The following is a 19,871-nucleotide window of genomic DNA, read 5'->3' as shown; positions in this document are numbered from 1 at the left end:
CGCCTCCAGCCCGAATCGAAGTCGGCACATGGACCTAAGACGCTGCGAGTCCCCCGACACGACGCACCGACAGTTCGGTTGCGCAGCCCGCGCCGCATCACACCCAGGTAGCGGCGACCGGATGCAAGGCGTGTTTCCTGGCCGTCGGCGTGGACGGCGGCGGCGTGGGCGGGCCCGCACATGAGCCGCGGTGATGGAGGGGTCGGTCAACTGGGCCTCCAGCGTGGCAAGCCGGCATGGGCTTCAGGACGTGTGGGGGCGGTTTCCGCTGGTGCCGGACCGGGGTGCGAGCGATGACGGCGCAGCTTGGCGGGGCTGGTCAGCAGGCTCTCTCACCTGGGGCTGGGTTGCTGCCAGGCTGGCGAGAATCTTGAGGCGTTCCTCGGAGGTGCTGCCCGGTTCGGCGGTGTAGAGGCTGAGGTCGTGCACGGCCCGGGGAGACACGGGCAGGTGCAGGGACTGGTAGGTCAGCTCCAGAAGGCCGACCTCGGGGTGCTGCAGCCGCTTGACGCCGTCGTGGCGGATACGGACGTCGTGTGCGGCCCACATGGTGCGGAAGTCGGGGCTGACTGTGGACAGTTCGCCGATGAGTTCGCGCAGGGCCCGGTCATGCGGTTCCCTCCCGGCCTCGGCACGCAGCAACGCGACGGTGGCGGCGGCGCCGGAGTCCCAGTCGACGAAGAAGTCCTGTGAGCCCGGGTCGAGGAAGTGGTAGCGGGCGAAGTTGGCGCGGCCGCGCTTGTCGGTGGTGGGGCTGTCGAACATCGGGGCATGCAGGGCCCGAGCCAGCGGGTTGGTGGCGATGACGTCCAGGCGGCCGTTGCGTACGAAGGCAGCGGACATCGCGATGGAGTCCAGCAGCCACCGGATGCGGGGCGGGACCTCGACATCCCTGCGGCGGGACGGCGTGCGCCGGGCGGGCCGGGCGGCGCGAGCCAGGTCGAACAGGTAGGTGCGTTCGTCCTCGTCGAGCTGCAGGGCCTGGGCGACCGCGGCGAGCACATCCTCGGAGACGCCGCTGATGTGGCCTTTCTCCAGGCGGGTGTACCACTCGGTGCTCACCCCGGCCAGCACGGCGACCTCCTCGCGCCGCAGCCCGGGCACTCGGCGCCGGTTGCTGGTGGGCAGTCCGGCCTGCTCCGGGGTGATCTTGGCGCGTCGGCTGGCAAGGAAGTCGCGGATCTCGGTGCGGTGGTCGGAGCGGTCGTCGGGGCGCGGGTCCATGACCTCCACGGTAGCCACCGGCTCGCAAGAAGGGAGGTTGAGTTTGTACCCCCTATAAACGCGACCTTCCTCAAGGGTGGGGCGGCTTGTTCCCTGGGTGACGTACCCCGATCACAACCCCCACGGAGATGAGCCTTGAGTACGCGAGGAGCAACCCTCCACGCCCCCGCCGAGACCGTACGGGCTGACAACCCCCAGCCTCCGTCCGCCCGGCTGCCGCTCGTCGTCTACGTGCTCGCGGTCGGCACGTTCCTGATGGGCACCACCGAGTTCGTCGTGGCCGGCCTGCTGCCCGAGATCGCGGTCGACCTGCAGGTCAGCGTCGCCCGGACCGGCCTGATGATCACCGTCTTCGCGGTCGGGATGATCGTCGGCGCGCCGCTGATGGCGATGCTCACGCTGCGGCTGCCCCAGCGGCTGACCCTGATGCTCGCCCTGGGCGTCTTCGCCGTCGGGCACGTCATCGTCGCCCTCAGCTCGAACGTCACCCTGGTCCTGGCGGCACGGTTCCTGACCGCGATCGCCACCGGCGCGTTCTGGGCAGTGGCCAATGTGGCCGCCGCACGCGCCGCGGGCCCTGCCGCCAGTTCCCGCGCCCTGGGCCTCGTCGGCGCCGGAGCCATGCTCGCGAACGTCGTCGGTGTGCCGCTGGGCGCGTTCGCCGGGCAGCTCATGGGCTGGCGCGGACCGTTCTGGGCGCTTGCGGCCTTCGCCGCCGCGGCCGTCGCGCTGATCGCCCGCACCGTCCCGCACGACGGTGGCGACCAGCAGGCGGTGTCGATCCGGTCCGAGCTGACCGCTCTGCGCTCCGGCCGCCTGTGGCTGGTGCTGGCGGCCTGCGCCACCACGACCGGCGGTGTCCTGGCGGCGTACTCCTACATCTCGCCGCTGCTGACCGGCCGGTCGGGGCTCGCGTCCGGGATCGTGCCGCTGGTCCTGGTCGGCTTCGGCCTCGGTGCCCTGGCCGGCTCGCTCGTCGGAGGCCGTCTGGGCGACCGTCGCCCGCACGCCGTGACCCTCGTGGCCGCCGCAGGAGCCACGCTCCTGCTCCTGGCGATCTCCCTGCTGGCCGGCTACGCCGTGCCCACCATCGTCCTGGTCGCCCTGCTGGGCTTCTTCGGGCTCGGCGCCAACCCGGTGCTGATGGCCATGGCCGTCCGCTTCGCACGCCAGGCACCCGTCCTGGCCTCGGCCCTGACCGTCTCGGCGTTCAACCTCGGCACCGCCATCGGCTCCTGGATCGCCGGCCTCACCCTCGACTCCGGCCTGGGATCCACCGGCCCCGCCGTCGTCGGCACCGCCATCGCCGCCCTCACCCTGATCCCCACCACCGCCCTCGCCCTCACCCAGCGGCGCCGCTCCACAGCAGCCGCCTGGGCCACCACGGAGGCCGACGCCACGCAGGACAGGGCATCAAGAACGGCCGGCTGAAACCACGTGTCTCCAGGGTTCTCCCGCTGGCCGCTGCCGCCGAGGCGCACCGCCTTCCGGGAGACCGCCAGACCATCGGCAAGGTCCTGCTCTCCACCGCCGGCTGACGCACACCACCCCCATCCCGTACTACCTGGAAACGGAGCATCACTCATGCGCGCAACCCTTCTCCACGGCGCCGGCGACGTCCGCGTCGAGAACGTCCCCGACTCCGTCATCAAGCACCCCACCGACGCGCTGGTCCGCATCACCGCGTCCTGCGTCTGCGGCAGCGACCTGTGGCCGTACGGCTCGATGAAGCCCGAAGACGGTCCCGCCCGGATGGGCCACGAGTTCATCGGCATCGTCGAGGACACCGGCTCCGAGGTGACCACCGTCAAGCGCGGCGACCTGGTCCTCGCCCCGTTCGCCATCTCCGACAACACCTGCGCGTTCTGCCGCGCGGGCCTGCACACCTCCTGCTCCCACCCGCACGCCAACTTCTGGGACGGCGAAGCGGAGGAGGGCGGCCAGGCCGAAGCGGTCCGTGTACCCCTCGCCGACGGCACCCTCGTCAAGCTCCCCGTCGCCCCGGACTCCGCCCTCGTCCCGTCCCTGCTGACCCTCTCGGACGTCCTCGGCACCGGCCACCACGCCGCCGTGGCGGGCGGCGTCGACGAGCGCACCCGCGTCACCGTGATCGGCGACGGCGCCGTCGGCCTGCTCGCGGCCCTGTCGGCCAAGCGCCTGGGCGCCGAACAGATCATCCTCATGGGACGTCACCAGGCGCGCACCGACCTCGGCCGCGAGTTCGGCGCCACCGATGTCGTCTCCGCACGTGGCGAGGAAGGCATCGCTCAGGTGCGGGAGCTGACCGGTGGGCATGGCACGCACGTGGTCCTGGAGTGCGTCGGCAACATTTCCGCCTACGAGCAGGCCACCGGCATCGTCCGTCCCGGCGGTGTGATCAGCCGCGTCGGCGTGCCCCAGTACGAGGAGGCGCCGATCGGCTTCGGCAGCCTCTTCCGCCACAACATCCGCCTGGCCGGCGGACCGGCGCCGGTGCGCGCCTACATCGAGGAACTGATGCCCGACATCCTCACCGGCGTCATCGAGCCGGGGAAGGTCTTCGACGTCACCACCGACCTCGACGGCGTCCCGGCCGGCTACAGGGACATGGCCGACCGCAAGAGCCTCAAGGTCCTCGTCGACAACTGACCCCCTGCAATCAACGACCTCTCATCCTCCCCTGCCCCGGTTGCGGCTGATCCGCCCAATGATGCGAAGGCGTACCCATGTCCACTGAACCTGTGTCCGCTGGTCCACCCCCCACTGAACCGGGCGAGCCCTCCTCGGCGCCCACTCGGCGGACCTTCATCGCCACCACTACCGCGGTTAGCGGCGTTGCCGTCGCGGGTGGCGTGATCGGAGGGCCCTTCCTTGCCGGCCCCGAGAAAGCGGCAGCCGCCGCGCCGCCCGCCGGCCGTGTGGCCCTGACGGTCAACGGCACCCGGCGGACGGTGACGGTGGACAACCGCACCTCGCTGCTGGACCTGTTGCGCGAGCACTTCGGTCTCACCGGCTCCAAGAAGGGCTGCGACGCCGGGGCGTGCGGTGCGTGCACGGTGCTGGTCGACGGGCAGCGGCACAACGCCTGCCTGACCCTCGCGGTGCGGCTGGAGGGCGCCGAGGTCACCACGATCGAGGGCTTGGCCGACGGCGACGAACTGCACCCGCTGCAGCAGGCGTTCATCGACGAGGACGCCTTCCAGTGCGGCTACTGCACCCCCGGCCAGATCATGTCCGGCGTCGGCTGCATCAAGGAGGGCCACACCGGCTCGCCGGAGGAGATCCGGGAGTGGATGAGCGGCAACATCTGCCGCTGCGGCTGCTACGTGAAAATCACGCGCGCGGTCGAACAGACCGCCCGCCGGAAGTAGAGGTGCGGCCCCCATGTTTCCCTTCTCCTACACCCGCGTCTCCGACACCCGTGAGGCCCTCGACGCCGGTCGCCGCGGCGGCCGTTACCTAGCCGGCGGCACCACCCTGGTCGACCTGATGCGCGAGACCGTCGAGCGCCCCGAGAACTTGGTCGACATCAGCGGCCTGCCGCTGCGCGAGATCAGAGCCACCGAAGGCGGTGGACTGCGCATCGCTGCGCTGGTGTCCATGTCCGAGGCCGCCGCCCACCCCAAGGTACGCGCCCTGTATCCCGTGATCTCCGAGGCGCTGGAGCTGAGCGCGTCGGCCCAGTTGCGGAACATGGCCTCCATCGGCGGCAACATCATGCAGCGCACCCGGTGCACGTACTTCCGTGACGTGACCGCCGACTGCAACAAACGCGACCCCGGCTCGGGCTGCGCCGCGCTGAAGGGCCACAACCGCACCCACGCGATCCTCGGCACCTCCGACGCCTGCGTCGCCACCCACCCCTCCGACGTCGCCGTGGCGTTCACCGCCCTGGAGGCGACCGTGCAACTGCTGGGCCCGGACGGGGAGCGCCGTATCCCCTTCGCCGACTTTCTGTTGCGGCCCGGCAGTACCCCCGACCGTGAACAGGCCATCCAGCAAGGTGAGTTGATCACCGCCGTGGAGATCCCGGCTCTTCCGCGCCCACTGAAGTCGGGCTACCTGAAGGTGCGCGACCGCCAGTCCTACGAGTTCGCCCTGACCTCGGCGGCCGTCGCCCTGCACGTGCGCGGCGGGGTGATCCGCGAGGCGAAGGTCGCCGCCGGAGGCGTGGGCACCGTGCCCTGGAAGCTGCCCGCCGTGGAACGGCACCTGGTCGGCGAACGCCCCTCAGCAGCCTTGTGGGCAGCCGCCGCGGACAAGGCAGCCGACGGGGCCCGTCCCCTGCGGCACAACCGGTTCAAGCCCGAGCTGCTCAAGCGGACCGTCGAGCGTCAGTTGCGCATCGTGGGAGGTACGAAGTGAGTCCCCAGCCCCAGGCCGCCGTCGGCGCCCCGCTGTCCCGCGTGGACGGGCGTCTCAAGGTCACCGGCCAGGCCCTGTACGCCGCCGAGCACGACGTCGAGGGGGCCCTGCACGCGGTCATCGTCGACAGCAGCATCGGCCTCGGCCGCATCACGTCCATCGACACGGACGCCGCGCTCGCCCACCCCGGCGTTCTCCGGGTGATCAGCCACCGCAACGCGCCGAAGCTGCCGTACCTGGACAACCCAGGGTCGAACAATCCGGAGGGCCGGCGGCTGCGGGTCTTCCAGGACGAAAAGGTCCTCTTCCACGGCCAGCCGGTCGCCGTCGTCATCGCCACCACCCTGGAAGCCGCGCAGCACGGCGCGAGTCTGGTCGAGGTGCGCTACGACGCGAGGAAGCCCTCGACCGACATGGCCGAGGCGAAGCCCGACGAGCCGACCACGTACGCGCGCGGTGACACCGCCGCCGGGCTGCGTGACGCGGCGGTGCGCATGGACCTGAACTACCGCATGGCGCGCAACCACCAGAACCCGATGGAGCCGCACGCCACCATCGCCCGCTGGAACGGCGACAAGCTGACCGTGTGGGACAAGACCCAGTGGGTGGTGGGCACCCAGACCGAACTCTCCACGGTGTTCGACCTGCCTCTGAAGTCCGTGCGCGTCATCTCGCCGTTCGTCGGGGGCGGCTTCGGCAGCGGGCTGCGCTGCTGGCCGCACACCGTGGTCGCCGCACTCGCCACCCGCGAGATGAAACGCCCCGTCAAAGTCGTCCTGAGCCGCAAGCAGATGTACTTCGGCACCGGCTTCAGGCCCTCCTACGACTACCGCCTGCGCCTCGGCAGCGACCGGCGGGGCCGACTGGCCGCCATGGTGCACGAGATGGACGCGGAGACCTCGTCGTACGAGAAGTTCGAAGAAGCCATCATGCTCGCCGGCCAGATGTTCTACAGCACGCCCAACGTCAGCCAGGCGTACCGGAAGGTGCCGCTGGACGTGAGCACCCCGCTGTACATGCGAGGTCCGGGCTTCACGAACGCGTCCTTCGCCATCGAGTCGGCCATGGACGAACTCGCGAACCGGCTCGGTGTCGACCCGATCGAGTTGCGCCTGCGCAACGAGCCGGCCGAGGACGAGTCGAACGGGCTGCCCTGGTCCACCCGCCGGCTGCGCGAGTGCTACAGCGTGGGCGCCCGGGAGTTCGGCTGGGACCGGCGCGACCCCAAGCCCCGCTCGACGCGTGACGGCGACTGGCTGATCGGTCTGGGCATGGCCGCGGCCGTGTACGACCCCGGGCGTTACCCCGCGCAGGCCCGGGTCCGCCTGGACGCGGACGGTACGGCGGTGGCCGAGGCGGCCTCCAGCGACATGGGGCCGGGAACCTACACCTCCCAGACCCAGGTCGCAGCCGACGCCCTCGGGCTGACCATGCGCACCGTCACCTTCCGGCTCGGCGACTCCCTCTACCCGCCGACCCCGCCGCACGGCGGCTCGATGACCATGACCGTGGTCGGTTCCGCCGTCCTCGACGCCTGCGACAAGGTCCGTGGGCAGGCGATCAAGCTGGCCGTGGAGGACGAGGAGTCGCCGCTGTACGGCGTCAAGGCCGAGGACATCGTCGTACGCGGCGGCCGACTGCACGTGCAGGGCACCCCAGCCCGTGGCGAGACCTACCAGCGGCTGCTGACCCGCAACAAGCTCACCCACCTCGAAGCCGACGGCGCCTACGCAGGCGCACCGGAGCCCGCACGGCACTCGTACTTCTCCTACGGCGCGGTCTTCACCGAGGTGGGCGTCGACGCCACCCTCGGTCTCGTACGCGTGCGGCGGATGCTCGGTGTGTACGACGTGGGCCGCATCGTCAGCCCCAAGCTGGCGGACAGCCAGGCGCTGGGCGGCATGGTGGGCGGCATCAGCCAGGCGCTGCTGGAGCACACGGTCACCGACCACCGCGACGGCCGGATCGTGAACGCCGGCCTCGCCGACTACCTGGTCCCGGTCAACGCCGACATCCCCGACCTCAAGGCGATCTACCTGGAGGGCGAGGACCCCGACGCCGACCCGCTCGGCGTGAAGGGGATCGGAGAGATCGTCCAGGTGGGAGTGGCGCCCGCCATCGCCAACGCGGTCTTCAACGCCACCGGCCGCCGCATCCGCGAACTGCCCATCACCGCAGAGGCGTTGATCTGAGCCGAAGTGCCCCGGGCCACTGAGGAGCGGCCCTGCCCCATACCCACGGAGACAGGTTCATGTTGAACATCGCGGACACACTGCACCTCTGGTGCCGCGAAGCACGCCCCTTCGCACTGGCCACCGTCGTCGACGTCCGCGGCAGCGCACCCCTGCCGGCGGGTACGTCGGTCGCGGTGGACGAGGACGGGACCGCGGTCGGCAGCATCTCCGGCGGCTGCGTCGAAGGCGCCGTGTACGAGTTGTGCCGACAGGTGCTCAGGGACGGGGGCGCTCCCCAGCGGGCCTGGTTCGGCTACTCCGACGACGACGCGTTCGCCGTCGGGCTGACCTGCGGTGGCGAGCTCGACGTCCTTGTCCAGCGCGTCGACCCCGCAGCGCAGCCCCACTTGGCCACCGCCTTTGAGGAGGTCCTGCGGGGCAGGCCCGCAGCCGTGGCACAGGTCGTCGATGGTCCCGACGGACTCGTCGGCCGCGCCTTGTGTGTCCTGGGTTACGTCGACGCGGCCCACGGAACGCTGGACGACGAGGAGGTGGACCGGGCGGTGACGGCGCAGGCCGGTGCCCTCCTGCGGGCGGGACGTACCGCCCGCGTCGAGGTCGGCGGCGACGCGGACACCTGCCCCGAAAAGCTGTCCGTCCTCGTCCATGTCCACGCCTCCCGGCCGCGCATGCTGATCTTCGGCGCCGTCGACTTCGCCGCCGCCCTCAGCCGGATGGGACACTTCCTGGGCTACCGGGTCACCGTGTGCGACGCGCGCCCGGTCTTCGCCACCGCGGCCCGGTTCCCGGAGGCGGACGAGGTCGTGATCGACTGGCCCCACCGGTACTTGGAACGAGCCGAGGTCGACGGCCGCACCGCGATCTGTGTCCTCACCCACGACGCCAAGTTCGACATCCCCCTGCTGCGCCTGGCCCTCGACCTGCCCGTCGGCTACGTCGGCGCGATGGGATCCCGGCGCACCCACGACGAACGCCTGCGTCTCCTGAGCGAGGCCGGTGTGCCCGAGGCGCAACTGGCCCGGCTGCGCTCACCGATCGGCCTCGACCTCGGCGCCCGTACACCCGAGGAGACAGCCCTCTCCATCACCGCGGAGATCATCTCCTACGCCAACCATGCGACCGGCCTGCCCCTGTCCGACGGCACCGGGCCGATCCATGAACCGCTCATCCGACGCCAGGCACGCCCGGAATGATCCCCTTCCCCGGCGACCATGCCGCGGACGTCCTGCGCCGACCGCCCACCTTGCGTCATCGAAAACATGTCGGCCTGAGCGAGTCACGTAAAGGACCAGGTCACGCTCTGTTTCTCGGCTTGCTGCCGCCCGTGCGGGCGGCCAGAGCGTCGAACGAGCGTCATGACCGACTCAAGGTCGAGGAACTGCCGGGCTTCCTCCAGGTTCCGGCGAACGGCGTCCTGGTCGACGCCGAGGCTCTCCACCGCACCTTGCCCGATTGATCCCCCTGCCTGATTACGGCGTCAAACCGGGGAGCCACCTACCTCAACTTGCTCCCGGGTCAAGGTCCGCCCCAGTCGAAATCGCCGTGGCAGAGCAGACAGGCCCCGCGCGTGGACAGGTCGCGCAGCAGCGTGAGCGCGGCTGCCGACGGTTGCCCCTGCAGGCACACCACGGGCGGGCATGCGGGGCCGAAGGCGCCGGCAGCCGAGGCCCATGCCTCCCGTCGCCACTGGGCACCGGAACCGTCGGGGAAGCCCGTGAGGGCACAGCGCGCGTACGGCAGCCTGCACCAGAGGGCCGGCGCTCTCCGGCGTGCGGGCGAGGCGCCGTACGAGACCGTCCCTGCGGACCCGCTGCGCCCACTGGGTGAACTCCCCGTCGAGGGTGCCCAGCGGGGTGTACGCCTCCTCCCAGGCCCGTTCCCCCCTGTTCCGGTGCTGCATCTGGCCACCTCCAGCGGTGGTCCCGGCACCGGCAACGGGATAGTGGGAGCCACTCCCGACGCACTGATCGAACCGCAGACCGCCACGAACACGAGCGGGAGTTCGGGCCCACCTCATAAGCACCGCCGGACCGACCCCTCAAGTGGCCGAAAACAGCGGCAAGGAGGGATACAGGCGCTAAGAAATCCGTTTCGGCGAGGGCGAATGTGAAGACACACTTCACCGCACCCCACCACTCCAGCGCAGCGGCGGTGCCGAGTGTCACACCTTCCATCCTGGGGCGATGCTCTGCTTGTTTCCGGCACATCCGGGGCTTCCGCTGTGACTACACTCGCCGCCCATGCAGGAGTTCGCCCCAAAGACAAACCATCAGAAAACGCTTCATCGTTCATCGGGCCTCGACGGCGTCGACCCGCGTGTGAAGAGGGTGTGGCGTGTGGCCGAAACCGTCGTCCGCACGGTCAGACGGAGCTGCGGCCCGGCGGCAGGCCCCGATGGCCCTGTGACTAACGCCATATCCGGGACGGCTGTGTGAGTCGCTCGGCACATCGCCGGCACGCCCGTTCCCGCGACCCCCGCGGACACTGGCGGCTGCTCGCCCTGACCCTGTCCGTCGTCTTCGTCATCCTGCTCTTCGAGGGCTGGACCATCCACGAGGTGGACGCCGCCAAGTCGCGCCGCCCGTGCACCGAACCCGTGCCCAAGGCCGTGGACGAGAGCGGCCCCGTCCTGCGCGGCATCGACGGGGACAAGGTGTCCTCCGCCGCCGCGCCCGCGCGCACCGCCGCCCTCACCTTCGACGGCGGCCCCGACCCCGAGTGGACGCCACGGCTGCTGGACCTGCTGCGCGAGCACCACGCGCACGCCACGTTCTTCGTGTTCGGCGCCCAGGCGGCACGCCATCCGGATCTCGTCCGGCGGATCCTCGCCGAGGGCCACGAGATCGGCTCCAACACCTACACGGGAGCCGACCTCGGCTCCTCGTCGCGTGTCCGCTTCGGAATGGAACTGGGCCTCACCCAGAAGACCCTCGCGGGCACGGCCGGCATCCGCACCGACCTGTTGCGGATGCCGATGACCACCGAGGTGGACACCCTGTGCGGCGCCGAGTGGCAGGCCGCCCGGAAGGTCTCCGACGACGGCTATGTGCTGGTCGCCGCCGACCGTCCCACCCGCGACCCCGCACGCGGTCTGATCCGGCAGTTCAGCCAGACGGAACTCGCGTACGACGAGACGAAGCAGCTTCTCGAGCACCCGCACGCCGAACGGTTCACCACCGTGACCGATGCGGTCGGCATGCCGCCCGCCGACACCCGGGTGTCCACCGCCGAACGGTGGCAGGGCGAGGCCCTGAACTGGACCGTGAAGGCCGGGAACACCTTCACGCACATCATGATCTGGGTGCTGGGCGTGGCCGGAACACTGGGCCTGCTGCGGCTGCTGTCGCTGGCCTTCTTCGCCCGCGCCCATGTCCGGCGCCTCACCCGCCTGCGCCCCGGCGCCCCCTGGCTGCGGGAGGTCAACGCCCCCGTGACGGTGCTGGTGCCCGCCTACAACGAAGCGGCCGGCATCGAGTCCACCGTCCACTCCCTGCTGGCCTCCACACATCAGTACCTCGAAGTCATCGTGATCGACGACGGCTCGACGGACGAGACGGCCGACCTCGCCACCTGGATCAACGACCCCCGGGTGCGGGTGATCCGGCAGCCGAACTCGGGCAAGGCGGCCGCACTCAACACCGGTCTGGCCCACGCGTCCCACGACATCCTGGTGATGGTCGACGCCGACACCGTCTTCGAGCCGGACGCCCTGTACCGGCTGGTCCAGCCGCTCGCGCATCCGGCCGTCGGCGCCGTCAGCGGCAACACCAAGGTCGGCAACCGCCGTGGGCTGCTGGGCAGATGGCAGCACCTGGAGTACGTCTTCGGCTTCAACCTCGACCGGCGCATGTTCGAGGTGCTGGAGTGCATGCCGACCGTCCCGGGTGCCATCGGGGCCTTCCGCCGGGACGCCCTCATGGGCGTCGGCGGGGTCAGCGAGGACACCCTCGCCGAGGACACCGACCTGACGATGGCCCTGTGGCGGGCGGGCTGGCGGGTGGTCTACGAGGAGTCGGCCGTCGCCTGGACCGAAGTGCCGACGTCCCTGCGGCAGTTGTGGCGGCAGCGCTACCGCTGGTGCTACGGCACGCTCCAGGCGATGTGGAAACACCGCCGGGCCGTCGTCGAAGTGGGCGCGGCCGGACGTTTCGCCCGCCGCGGGCTGAGCTATCTGGCGGTCTTTCAGGTGCTCCTGCCGCTGCTGGCGCCGGTGGTCGACCTCTTCGCGGTGTACGGGGCGCTCTTCGCCGACCCCGCGCAGGCGGCGGGCGTGTGGCTCGCCTTCCTGCTGGTCCAGCTCATGTGCGCCGGTTACGCGTTGAGACTCGACGGCGAGCGACTGCGGGCGCTGTGGTCGATGCCGTTGCAGCTCTTCGTCTACCGGCAGTTGATGTACCTGGTGGTCATCCAGTCCGTGGTCGCCCTGCTGCTCGGCACCCGGCTGAAGTGGCACCGCATGCAGCGTTCCGGCACGGCTGCCACCCAGCAGCTCAGGCAGCCGGTCGCCGAACGCCAGTTGTCATCGAGGTGATGGAGGGATGGTCCACCCCATGAATGACGGACCGGGCATGTGGCCCGGCACCGGCCGACGGAACGAGGACGGGGAGACCCGGACATCCCGGACGGTCACGGGCCGGGTGTGGCAGAGCGGCACCGGACCGCCTCCGCCCCCGACGCCCGTCCGGCCGTACGACGGGTACATCGTCGGGCCGCACCCGTACGGCGGCCACGACACCGCGGGTCTCGGGCCGTACTCGTACGGCGCCCCTGCTCCGGCACCGGCACCGGCCCCGACTCCGGCACCGGCACCGATTCCGTACGACAGCCCTGCCGACGAGCCGAGCTCCGGCCCTGCGCCTGCGCCCGGTCCCGGCCCTGAGCGCGGCGGACGCAGCACCAGCACCCGGCCCCCTCGGGTGCGGCCCGGCCGGGCCCGGCGGGTCGTACGCCTGCTGGCTGTGCTGCTCTGCGCCCTGGTCCTCACCGGCGCGGGCACCTACGCCTGGGCCGACTTCAGGCTCGACAGGTCGGTCGATCTGAGCGGGGGCACGGACCGTCCGCCGCGGGGGAAGGGGACGAACTACCTCATCGTGGGCTCGGACGGCCGGGACGGCCTGTCCGAGCAGGCCAGGAAGGATCTGCACACCGGCACGGCCGGAGGCAGCCGCACCGACTCGATGATGATCCTGCACACCGGCGCGGACGGGGCCACGATGGTGAGCCTGCCGCGCGACTCCTGGGTGACCGTCCCGTCGTACGTCGACCCGAACACCGGCAAGTCCCACCGGGCGGCGAAGAACAAGCTGAACGCGGCCTACTCCCTCGGCGGGCCCAGGATGCTGGCGCGGACCGTCGAGCGGAACACGGGCCTGCGCATCGACCACTACGCGGAGATCGGCTTCGCGGGGTTCGTCGGCGTCGTGGACGCGGTCGGCGGTGTGGAGATGTGCGTGGACCGGAACATCGACGACCCCAAGTCGGGACTGAGGCTGAGGACGGGCTGTCACAACCTGACCGGCACCCAGGCGCTGGCGTTCGTCCGTCAGCGGCACCAGGAGGCGGACGGTGACCTGGGGCGCTCCAGGAACCAGCGCAAGTTCCTCTCCGCCCTGGCCGGCAGGGCCGCTACGCCCGGCGTCGTGCTCGACCCGTTCCGTACCTGTCCCGCCCTGGGCGCGGGGCTGGACACCCTCGTCGTGGACAAGGACATGGAACTGCCGAGGCTGCTCTCGCTGCTGCAGGCGATGCGGAACGTCTCGGGAGGCGAGGGCAGGCAGCTCACCGTCCCCGTGGTCTCGCCCGGCTTCCGCACGGCCGGCGGGAGCGCCCTGAAGTGGGACGGGACGAAGGCGCGGAAGCTCTTCGGCGAGTTGCGGACCGACCGGCCCGTGAGCGCCCCGGAGAAGGGCTGACCGGCCAGGAGAGCTGTGGGCGGCCGGGCCCCGCGCAGTGGACGGAACCCGGCCGCCCCGTCCCTCTCCGTCCCACTCCCGGGGGGAGTCAGGGGCGGCACGGAGAGAGCTGTGAGGACGGATCGACGCCGCCGGACCGCACGGCGCGGACGCTGTACTCACCCAGCGCACGGCAGGTGCGGAACGTTACCCGAGTGACGCATGGTGACACTTCCGCGGGATCGGACGCTGGTCATGATGGGGCTGTCGAAGCGAACGGGGCGCGTCGGGCGGCACTCGTCATGAACCCGGCGCGAACGAGGACGGTCTTGGGTCAGGAACGGCAATCCCGCCACGCACACGTCCTCGACGAGGAACTGGGCGCGGCCGTCGCGCGGGCCCAGGACGGCGACGAGGCCGCGTTCACGGTGCTCTACCGGATCGTGCAGCCGGGCCTGCTCGGCTATCTGCGCGGACTCATCGGCGAGGAAGCGGAGGACGTGGCGTCCGACGCCTGGCTGCAGATCGCCCGGGACCTCGGACGGTTCAAGGGCGACGGGCCCGGTTTCCGCGGCTGGACGGCGACCATCGCCCGGCATCGAGCCCTGGACCATCTGCGCCGCCGGAGCGTACGCCCCCGGCCGGGAGCGATCGAGCAGGACGTCCTGGACCTGCCCGGCCCGCACAGCACCCATGAGCAGGCCCTGGAGTCCCTCTCCACCGAGCGGGCCCTGGACCTGGTGCGCGGGCTGCCGCGGGACCAGGCGGAGGCCGTGCTCCTGCGCGTCATCGTCGGCCTGGACGGCCCCGCTGCCGCGCGCGTCCTCGGCAAGCGCCCCGGTGCGGTGCGTACCGCCACCCACCGGGGGCTGAAACGCCTCGCCCGCCAGCTCGGCTCCGGGCGGGAAACGGAAGAGGGTGTGACGGATGAGACATCCCGCACGCTGGGGAGTCCACATGAGTCACGACGGCGTCAGTGGACGGGCGGTCCGGCGGCACACCCCGGCATGCCGGACGCTTCCAACGGAACGGGCAGGAACGGACAACGGGCATGGGTGATCTGAGCAGCGACGGAGTCACGGGCCGTCGACGTGTGCATCCCGGCGAGGCCGTGCCCGGCCCGTGGGTCCTGCGGGACGGGACAGCGCTGCCGACGGCCCTGGCCACTGCCCTGCTCACGGGTGATCCCGGCCCGGAAGCCGAGCAGCGGGCAGTGGCCGCCTTCCGGACCGTCCTTGACGCCGGGACGCCCCGGGCGCGCACCCGGGGCCGGGACGACTGGCGGCCGGCCACGGAGCGGCGGGCCGGGCGTCCGGTGAAGACGGTGTTCGCCGCCGCGTTCACCAGCATCGCCCTGGGCGGGGTCGCGGTCGCCGCCATCGGTTCGGTCGGTTCGTCCACGCCCGGTGCCGGGCAGCGGACCGCGCACCCCTCGATGGCCGCCTCCGCCGGGCCGGGCGGCACGGCCTCGCCGACTTCCTCCGGCAGCCCGGGCCACCGGGACGGCTCGTCCTCCGCCCGGGATACCGAGGCCCACTGCCGGGCCTACGAACAGGTCAAGGACCGCGGAAAGACCCTCGACGCGACCGCCTGGAGGCGGCTCGTCGAGGCGGCCGGCGGCGAGGACGAAGTCGACGCGTACTGCGTCGAACGGCTCGCGCGGACGTCGGCCGCGCCGAACGGATCCCCCAAGACGAACGGCCCCGGCGAGGGCGGCGCGGACGCCGGCTCGGGAACGAGCGTCGGCACAGGAACGGGTGCGGGCTCGGGAACGAGCGCCGGCTCAGGAACGAGCGCCGGCTCGGCGGGGAACGCAGGGACGTCAGGCAAGGGGAACGCCGGCAGCGGCCGGGCGGGCGGCAGCAAGGGCGAGTAGCCCCCCGCACCCGTTCGCCGGCCGGGCCGGCGCATGACCGCGGCAACCACGCGTAGTCAGGGCCGTCGGCATGCCCTGTGACGAATGCAGCGCCTCATCCGATGTGTAAGTAGTGAAGGAATTGAGTTCAGCCGATGCCAGCGATGTGGATGAGGCGTGATGAGTTACTCCTTGCGAGCCCGGAGGTTTCGAGTGCGACCGTTCACCCTCAACTACGCCTTCCCCAGCGCGCTTCCGGCCGTGGCGACGCCCTACCGCTTCGACGAGTCGCGCCAGTTGAACGTGCTGCCCGACGGCAGCGCCGCCGTCAGTGACCCGGACCTGCTCCTGGCGGCCGGCACGACGGTGTCCACGGCTGGTTCCAAAACACACTTCGACGACTGACGGTCGGCGATCGCATGACCGTACTGATCCTGACCTCCAAAGAGGACGTCACCGCCGACATGGTGGTGGCCAAGCTGCACGACGCGGCGGTGCCCGTGATGCGGCTGGATCCCGCCGACCTGCCGGACAAGGCCCTGTTGTCCACGCTGTACACCCAGGGCGACTTCGAGGGCCATCTGTCCGCACACGGACACCTGGTCAGCATGAAAGGTCTGCGCTCCGTCTGGGTGCGCAGACCCGGCGAACCGGCCTCGCACGCGGCGGAGCCCTCCGCGTGGCTGACCGCCGAGACCCGTCAGGCACTGTTCGGGATGCTCTACTCGGCCTCCGCGCGCTGGATGAACGATCCGCGCAACGCGGACCGGGCCCGCCTGAAGCCGTGGCAGTTGAGGGCCGCGCACCTCAGCGGGTTCGCCGTACCGCCGACCGTCATCACCACGTTGCCGCGCCTGGCGCGGCAGTTCGCCGAGCAGCACCGGGAGGTGGTGGTGAAGTCCGCCTCGGGGCCGCCACCCGGTGAACCCACGCTGACCCTGCCCACCACGCTGATCGGCCCCGACTCGGACTTCTCCGGCGTCGCGGCCGGTCCCGCGCTGTTGCAGCGGTACGTGCCCAAGCGTGCCGACGTCCGTCTGACCTGCGTCGGATCCCGGCTGTTCGCCGCGCGCAAGACGGCTGAACCGCACCAGATCGACGGGCGCTACGGCGACACCGAGCACGTCTGGGAGCCGGTTCCGGTGCCGGACCGTGTCGGGACATCCGTGCGCGACTACGTCGCCACGGCCGGACTGGCGTACGCCGCCTTCGACTTCGCCGAGGACGAGGACGGCCTGTGGTGGTTCCTCGAGTGCAACCAGAGCGGCCAGTACGGTTTCGTCGAACTGGAAACCGGCCAGCCGATCTCGGAGGCGGTGGCGCTGTGGCTGTCCCGCCGGGTCGACCGCTGATGAAAGAAGGCGGCCGCGGCCACCGCGACACCGAGGGCCGTCAGGTCACCGCATCGAGGAAGGTCAGCACCGAGGCGTCCTCCTCGATCAGCGGAGCGAGGGCGGTGTTGAACGGGCCGCCGTACGGGGCCTTCAGGTGCGCCTGGAAGGCGTCCTCGTCCCGGTACGCCTCGAAGATCCAGTAGGCGCGAGGGTTGGCCGACTTGGTGTAGACCTCGAAGGTGAGGTTGCCCTCTTCCTGGCGCACCTTCTCGGCGTACTCCAGGATCATGCGGGCGACCTCGTCCTCCGCACCCTCGCGGGCGGTGAACTCGGCGAACAGGGTGGTCTTCGTCATGCTCTGGTGTCCTTGTCAGTCGTGAGCGGAGTCGAGGTGCCAGACGCGGGCCTGGTCCAGCTTCACCGAGCCGTTCTCGGCGAAGACCTGCACTCCCTGGCTGGCGGGGTCGGGGAAGATCTGGTCGGTGATCACCGCTTCGCCGCTGCCGCCGAAGACCTCGACGGAGGACCAGTCGACGAGGATCCGCAGCTTCACCTTGCCGTTCTCGGCCTTCAGCGGTGCTGTCTGGACGCCGGGGAAGGTGCTGTTGAAGTCCACGGCCCCTGACCGGGTGCGGTCGACGTACAGCTCCTGGGTCGTGGTGTCGTAGCCGATGACGGTCTCTTCGCCACCGGCGCCGGTGCGTACCTTCAGGCCGAAGCGTTCGGCGTCCTTGAGGGAGAAGGTCGCCTCGATGTCGAGGGCCTTGCCCTTGGCCGCGGGGCCGATCAGGGGCTTTGTAGTGCTCTTGACGGTAACGCCGGACGCCGTCGCCGGGCGCTTCTGACGGAGCGACTCCAGGCCGTTGACCGGCTGACTGGTCAGCCGGACCTGGCCGTTGACGGTGCGCAGCGCCATTTCCCGTGGAGCACTCTGCGCGCCGCGCCAGGGGGAGGTGGGGATGGCACCGCTGTAGTCCCAGTTGTTCATCCAGCCGACCATGTACCGCTTGCCGCCCGGTGCGCCCTCCCAGGACACGGCCGCGTAGTAGTCCTTGCCGTAGTCGGCCCAGTCGGCGCGCTGCACGACGGACTTGGCGGGGGCGTCGGCAGCGGTGAACCGGTCGGCCAGGATGTGGCCCCAGCCGGCGTTGTTCATGTCGACGATCTGGATCCGCGCCTTCTTGCCGGCGTAGGGGCGCAGGTCGAAGGACGCCCAGTCCAGGGTCTCGCTGTTGGCGCCGGTGGCGCTGCGGACGACCTGGCCGTCGACGATCAGGTTGACGGACGTCTCCTGGGAGACGGGCTGGGCCTTGGTGTCGGACAGCGTGATGTGGTCGACGTTGAGGTGGCCCCAGCCGCCGGTGTTGTCGTCGACGATCCTGATCCGCGCCTTCTTGCCGGCGAGGTCCTTGACGTCCCAGGCAGCCCAGTTGAGCGCCTCTCCGTCCTTTCCGGTCGTGCTGCGCACCACTTGGCCGTCGACGAGGAGTTCGACGGCGGTGGGATCGGCGGAGCCGGCGGGGTGGTTGCCGCCGCCGACGAGGAAGTTGACGTAGTCCTTGTCGATGGTGAATTCCGGCGAGGTGAGGGTGCCGGTCGTGGAGTCGCCGTTCAGGTAGCTGTTGGCCAGGCCGCTGCCCAGGAATCCGGAGACTTCCTGCTGGTCGGGGAGGGTGCCGGTGGCCGGTGCCGAGCCGAAGGCGGCTCCGGTCGTCGTCCAGTCGCCGTAGCTGCCGCCTTCGAAGTCGGCCAGGACCGTCCCCGCGGGCGGGTCTCCCTGTTCCAGGAGTGTCCCGGGCTCGTGCGGGTGCCGTCCGCCTCCGACCTTGAAGTTCAGGTAGCGGCTGTCGACGCTGAACTCGGGCGAGGTGAGGATGCCGGTGGCCGCGTCACCTCCGTGGAAGCTGTTGGCGAGGCCCTTGCCGTCGAAGCCTTCGACGGTCCCCTGCCCGGCCACCGCACCGGTTGTCGGTCCGTCGCCGAACGCGGTGCCGGTGGCCGTCCACGCGCCGAAGTCGGTGTTCTCGAAGTCCTGCATCACCGTGCCGGTGGGCGGGGTGTAGGTGCCCTTGTCGTCGGCGGTGAACTTCTTGCCGTCGAAGTCGCCGACGAAGTACTGGGCAGCCGAACCGCCCGCGATGCCGCCGGGGTTGATGTTGACGACCAGGACCCATTTGATCTTCTTCTTGTCCCCGTCGACCGCGAGGGGGAACAGGTCGGGGCACTCCCACACGCCGCCCGTCGCGCCGGCCGGCCCGAACTCGCTGAGCGGCTTCCAGTCCTTGAGGTTCTTGGACGAGTAGAACCGCACCTTGTGCTCGGTGGACAACGACACGCTCATCAGCCAGCTCTTGGTCGGCTCGTACCACTGGACCTTGGGGTCGCGGAACTCCTTGGAGCCGATGTCGAGGACCGGGTTGCCCTGGTACTTGGTCCAGGTGCGGCCGCGGTCGGTGCTGTAGGCGAGCGACTGGGCCTGGATGCCCGTGCCCTTGTCGAAGCTGGTGTAGATCGCCACCATGGGCGGGTTCTTCTTGCTGCCGAAGCCGGTGGTGTTGTTCCGGTCGACGACCGCGCTGCCGGAGAACACCATCTCCTTGTCGTCGTGCGACAGGGCGAGCGGCAGCTCCTTCCAGTGGACGAGGTCCTTGCTCACCGCGTGCCCCCAGGACATGTCGCCCCACGAGTTGCCGCCCGGGTTGTACTGGTAGAAGAGGTGATACTCGCCCTTGTAGTACACGAGACCGTTGGGGTCGTTCATCCAGTTCTTCTCCGGAGTGAAGTGGAACTGGGGCCGGTAGGTCTCGGAGTACGGCGGGGCGTCGGCAGCGACGGCCTGAGGGGCCGGCGGCGCTGCGGACAGGGCGCAGACGGTCGCCACCGCCGCGATCATCCGTATACGGGCATGCCGGGATACACGTCCTGAGCTCATGGTGTCTCCTGTGCTGCGGCCGTCCGCGCGGCGGAGCTTGATGCCCGAGCGGAACCTACCGAAAAGTGACGCCTTCTCGGCGCCGTCGTCCACAAC

General features: G+C 70.6%; 18 protein-coding genes. 14 read left to right on the top strand and 4 right to left on the bottom strand.

The window, feature by feature from the left end; translation table 11 throughout:
* Nucleotides 1-243: 243 nt before the first annotated feature.
* Entirely contained in the window at nucleotides 244-1,224 is a 981-nt protein-coding gene (locus ACFTZL_RS00505; protein ID WP_382576397.1) for a helix-turn-helix transcriptional regulator, read from the bottom strand.
* A gap of 135 nt (nucleotides 1,225-1,359) precedes the next feature.
* Between ACFTZL_RS00505 and ACFTZL_RS00500 the strand changes: the two genes are divergently transcribed.
* The 8 genes from ACFTZL_RS00500 to ACFTZL_RS00465 all read left to right on the top strand — a co-directional run bounded on the left by ACFTZL_RS00500 (nucleotide 1,360) and on the right by ACFTZL_RS00465 (nucleotide 9,219).
* Entirely contained in the window at nucleotides 1,360-2,655 is a 1,296-nt protein-coding gene (locus ACFTZL_RS00500; RefSeq protein WP_382576394.1) for an MFS transporter, read from the top strand.
* Nucleotides 2,598-2,762, top strand: a complete 165-nt coding sequence (locus ACFTZL_RS00495) for a zinc-binding dehydrogenase (protein ID WP_382576499.1) — start codon at nucleotides 2,598-2,600, stop codon at nucleotides 2,760-2,762. The genes ACFTZL_RS00500 and ACFTZL_RS00495 overlap by 58 nt, the downstream gene beginning before the upstream one ends.
* A gap of 46 nt (nucleotides 2,763-2,808) precedes the next feature.
* A complete protein-coding gene (locus tag ACFTZL_RS00490; RefSeq protein WP_382576393.1) occupies nucleotides 2,809-3,852 on the top strand; it encodes a zinc-dependent alcohol dehydrogenase family protein in 1,044 nt (347 codons plus the stop codon).
* 77 nt (nucleotides 3,853-3,929) lie between these two features.
* A complete protein-coding gene (locus ACFTZL_RS00485; protein ID WP_382576391.1) occupies nucleotides 3,930-4,574 on the top strand; it encodes a (2Fe-2S)-binding protein in 645 nt (214 codons plus the stop codon).
* Nucleotides 4,575-4,587: 13 nt separating this feature from the next.
* Nucleotides 4,588-5,568: an FAD binding domain-containing protein gene (locus ACFTZL_RS00480; protein ID WP_382576389.1), complete on the top strand. Its 981-nt coding sequence runs from the start codon at nucleotides 4,588-4,590 to the stop codon at nucleotides 5,566-5,568.
* On the top strand, nucleotides 5,565-7,760 hold the full coding sequence (locus tag ACFTZL_RS00475; protein WP_382576387.1) for a xanthine dehydrogenase family protein molybdopterin-binding subunit: 2,196 nt from the start codon (nucleotides 5,565-5,567) through the stop codon (nucleotides 7,758-7,760). Before ACFTZL_RS00480 ends, ACFTZL_RS00475 begins: the two co-directional genes overlap by 4 nt.
* A 59-nt stretch (nucleotides 7,761-7,819) precedes the next feature.
* Nucleotides 7,820-8,956 (top strand): XdhC family protein, encoded by a 1,137-nt coding sequence (locus ACFTZL_RS00470; RefSeq protein WP_382576384.1) that lies wholly within the window; start codon nucleotides 7,820-7,822, stop codon nucleotides 8,954-8,956.
* Entirely contained in the window at nucleotides 8,953-9,219 is a 267-nt protein-coding gene (locus ACFTZL_RS00465; RefSeq protein WP_382576382.1) for a hypothetical protein, read from the top strand. Before ACFTZL_RS00470 ends, ACFTZL_RS00465 begins: the two co-directional genes overlap by 4 nt.
* 59 nt (nucleotides 9,220-9,278) lie before the next feature.
* Here the strand turns inward: ACFTZL_RS00465 and ACFTZL_RS00460 are convergent, their stop codons facing one another.
* Complete coding sequence (locus ACFTZL_RS00460) at nucleotides 9,279-9,389, bottom strand: DUF2399 domain-containing protein (protein WP_382576496.1); 111 nt, start codon at nucleotides 9,387-9,389, stop codon at nucleotides 9,279-9,281.
* 805 nt (nucleotides 9,390-10,194) lie between these two features.
* On the opposite strand from ACFTZL_RS00460, the gene ACFTZL_RS00455 reads away from it, so the two are divergent.
* From ACFTZL_RS00455 to tgmB, 6 genes are all read left to right on the top strand, one after another.
* Nucleotides 10,195-12,294 carry a bifunctional polysaccharide deacetylase/glycosyltransferase family 2 protein gene (locus ACFTZL_RS00455; protein ID WP_382576379.1) on the top strand — a complete coding sequence of 700 codons (2,100 nt, stop codon included), beginning with the start codon at nucleotides 10,195-10,197 and terminating at the stop codon, nucleotides 12,292-12,294.
* 19 nt (nucleotides 12,295-12,313) lie between these two features.
* Nucleotides 12,314-13,675, top strand: a complete 1,362-nt coding sequence (locus ACFTZL_RS00450) for an LCP family protein (RefSeq protein ID WP_382576377.1) — start codon at nucleotides 12,314-12,316, stop codon at nucleotides 13,673-13,675.
* A gap of 281 nt (nucleotides 13,676-13,956) precedes the next feature.
* A complete protein-coding gene (locus ACFTZL_RS00445; RefSeq protein ID WP_382576376.1) occupies nucleotides 13,957-14,718 on the top strand; it encodes an RNA polymerase sigma factor in 762 nt (253 codons plus the stop codon).
* The gene (locus ACFTZL_RS00440; RefSeq protein ID WP_382576374.1) at nucleotides 14,706-15,530 is read left to right on the top strand and encodes a hypothetical protein; all 825 of its coding nucleotides are present in this window, start codon (nucleotides 14,706-14,708) and stop codon (nucleotides 15,528-15,530) included. The genes ACFTZL_RS00445 and ACFTZL_RS00440 overlap by 13 nt, the downstream gene beginning before the upstream one ends.
* A 192-nt stretch (nucleotides 15,531-15,722) precedes the next feature.
* On the top strand, nucleotides 15,723-15,914 hold the full coding sequence (gene tgmA, locus ACFTZL_RS00435; RefSeq protein ID WP_382576372.1) for a putative ATP-grasp-modified RiPP: 192 nt from the start codon (nucleotides 15,723-15,725) through the stop codon (nucleotides 15,912-15,914).
* A 14-nt stretch (nucleotides 15,915-15,928) separates the two neighbouring features.
* Nucleotides 15,929-16,861: an ATP-grasp ribosomal peptide maturase gene (gene tgmB, locus ACFTZL_RS00430; protein WP_382576369.1), complete on the top strand. Its 933-nt coding sequence runs from the start codon at nucleotides 15,929-15,931 to the stop codon at nucleotides 16,859-16,861.
* A 40-nt stretch (nucleotides 16,862-16,901) separates the two neighbouring features.
* Here tgmB and ACFTZL_RS00425 read toward each other — a convergent pair whose 3' ends face one another.
* Nucleotides 16,902-17,198: a putative quinol monooxygenase gene (locus ACFTZL_RS00425; RefSeq protein ID WP_382576367.1), complete on the bottom strand. Its 297-nt coding sequence runs from the start codon at nucleotides 17,196-17,198 to the stop codon at nucleotides 16,902-16,904.
* A gap of 15 nt (nucleotides 17,199-17,213) precedes the next feature.
* Nucleotides 17,214-19,775, bottom strand: a complete 2,562-nt coding sequence (locus ACFTZL_RS00420) for a GH32 C-terminal domain-containing protein (protein ID WP_382576365.1) — start codon at nucleotides 19,773-19,775, stop codon at nucleotides 17,214-17,216.
* Nucleotides 19,776-19,871 lie beyond the last annotated feature (96 nt).

The sequence above is a fragment of the Streptomyces sp. NPDC056948 genome, from assembly GCF_042674225.1.
Taxonomy (GTDB): Bacteria; Actinomycetota; Actinomycetes; order Streptomycetales; family Streptomycetaceae; genus Streptomyces; species Streptomyces purpurascens.
Note: the sequence above shows the minus strand (reverse complement) of the source record. Positions and strands in the feature narration are given on the sequence as shown.

Coding starts and splice junctions, on each gene's coding strand:
- ACFTZL_RS00490 (WP_382576393.1), top strand. CDS start 2,809: ATGCGCGCAACCCTTCTCCACGGCGCCGGCGACGTCCGCGTCGAGAAC.
- ACFTZL_RS00450 (WP_382576377.1), top strand. CDS start 12,314: ATGAATGACGGACCGGGCATGTGGCCCGGCACCGGCCGACGGAACGAG.
- ACFTZL_RS00465 (WP_382576382.1), top strand. CDS start 8,953: ATGATCCCCTTCCCCGGCGACCATGCCGCGGACGTCCTGCGCCGACCG.
- ACFTZL_RS00420 (WP_382576365.1), bottom strand. CDS start 19,775: ATGAGCTCAGGACGTGTATCCCGGCATGCCCGTATACGGATGATCGCG.
- ACFTZL_RS00470 (WP_382576384.1), top strand. CDS start 7,820: ATGTTGAACATCGCGGACACACTGCACCTCTGGTGCCGCGAAGCACGC.
- ACFTZL_RS00505 (WP_382576397.1), bottom strand. CDS start 1,224: ATGGACCCGCGCCCCGACGACCGCTCCGACCACCGCACCGAGATCCGC.
- ACFTZL_RS00485 (WP_382576391.1), top strand. CDS start 3,930: ATGTCCACTGAACCTGTGTCCGCTGGTCCACCCCCCACTGAACCGGGC.
- ACFTZL_RS00440 (WP_382576374.1), top strand. CDS start 14,706: ATGGGTGATCTGAGCAGCGACGGAGTCACGGGCCGTCGACGTGTGCAT.
- ACFTZL_RS00445 (WP_382576376.1), top strand. CDS start 13,957: ATGAACCCGGCGCGAACGAGGACGGTCTTGGGTCAGGAACGGCAATCC.
- ACFTZL_RS00480 (WP_382576389.1), top strand. CDS start 4,588: ATGTTTCCCTTCTCCTACACCCGCGTCTCCGACACCCGTGAGGCCCTC.
- ACFTZL_RS00425 (WP_382576367.1), bottom strand. CDS start 17,198: ATGACGAAGACCACCCTGTTCGCCGAGTTCACCGCCCGCGAGGGTGCG.
- tgmB (WP_382576369.1), top strand. CDS start 15,929: ATGACCGTACTGATCCTGACCTCCAAAGAGGACGTCACCGCCGACATG.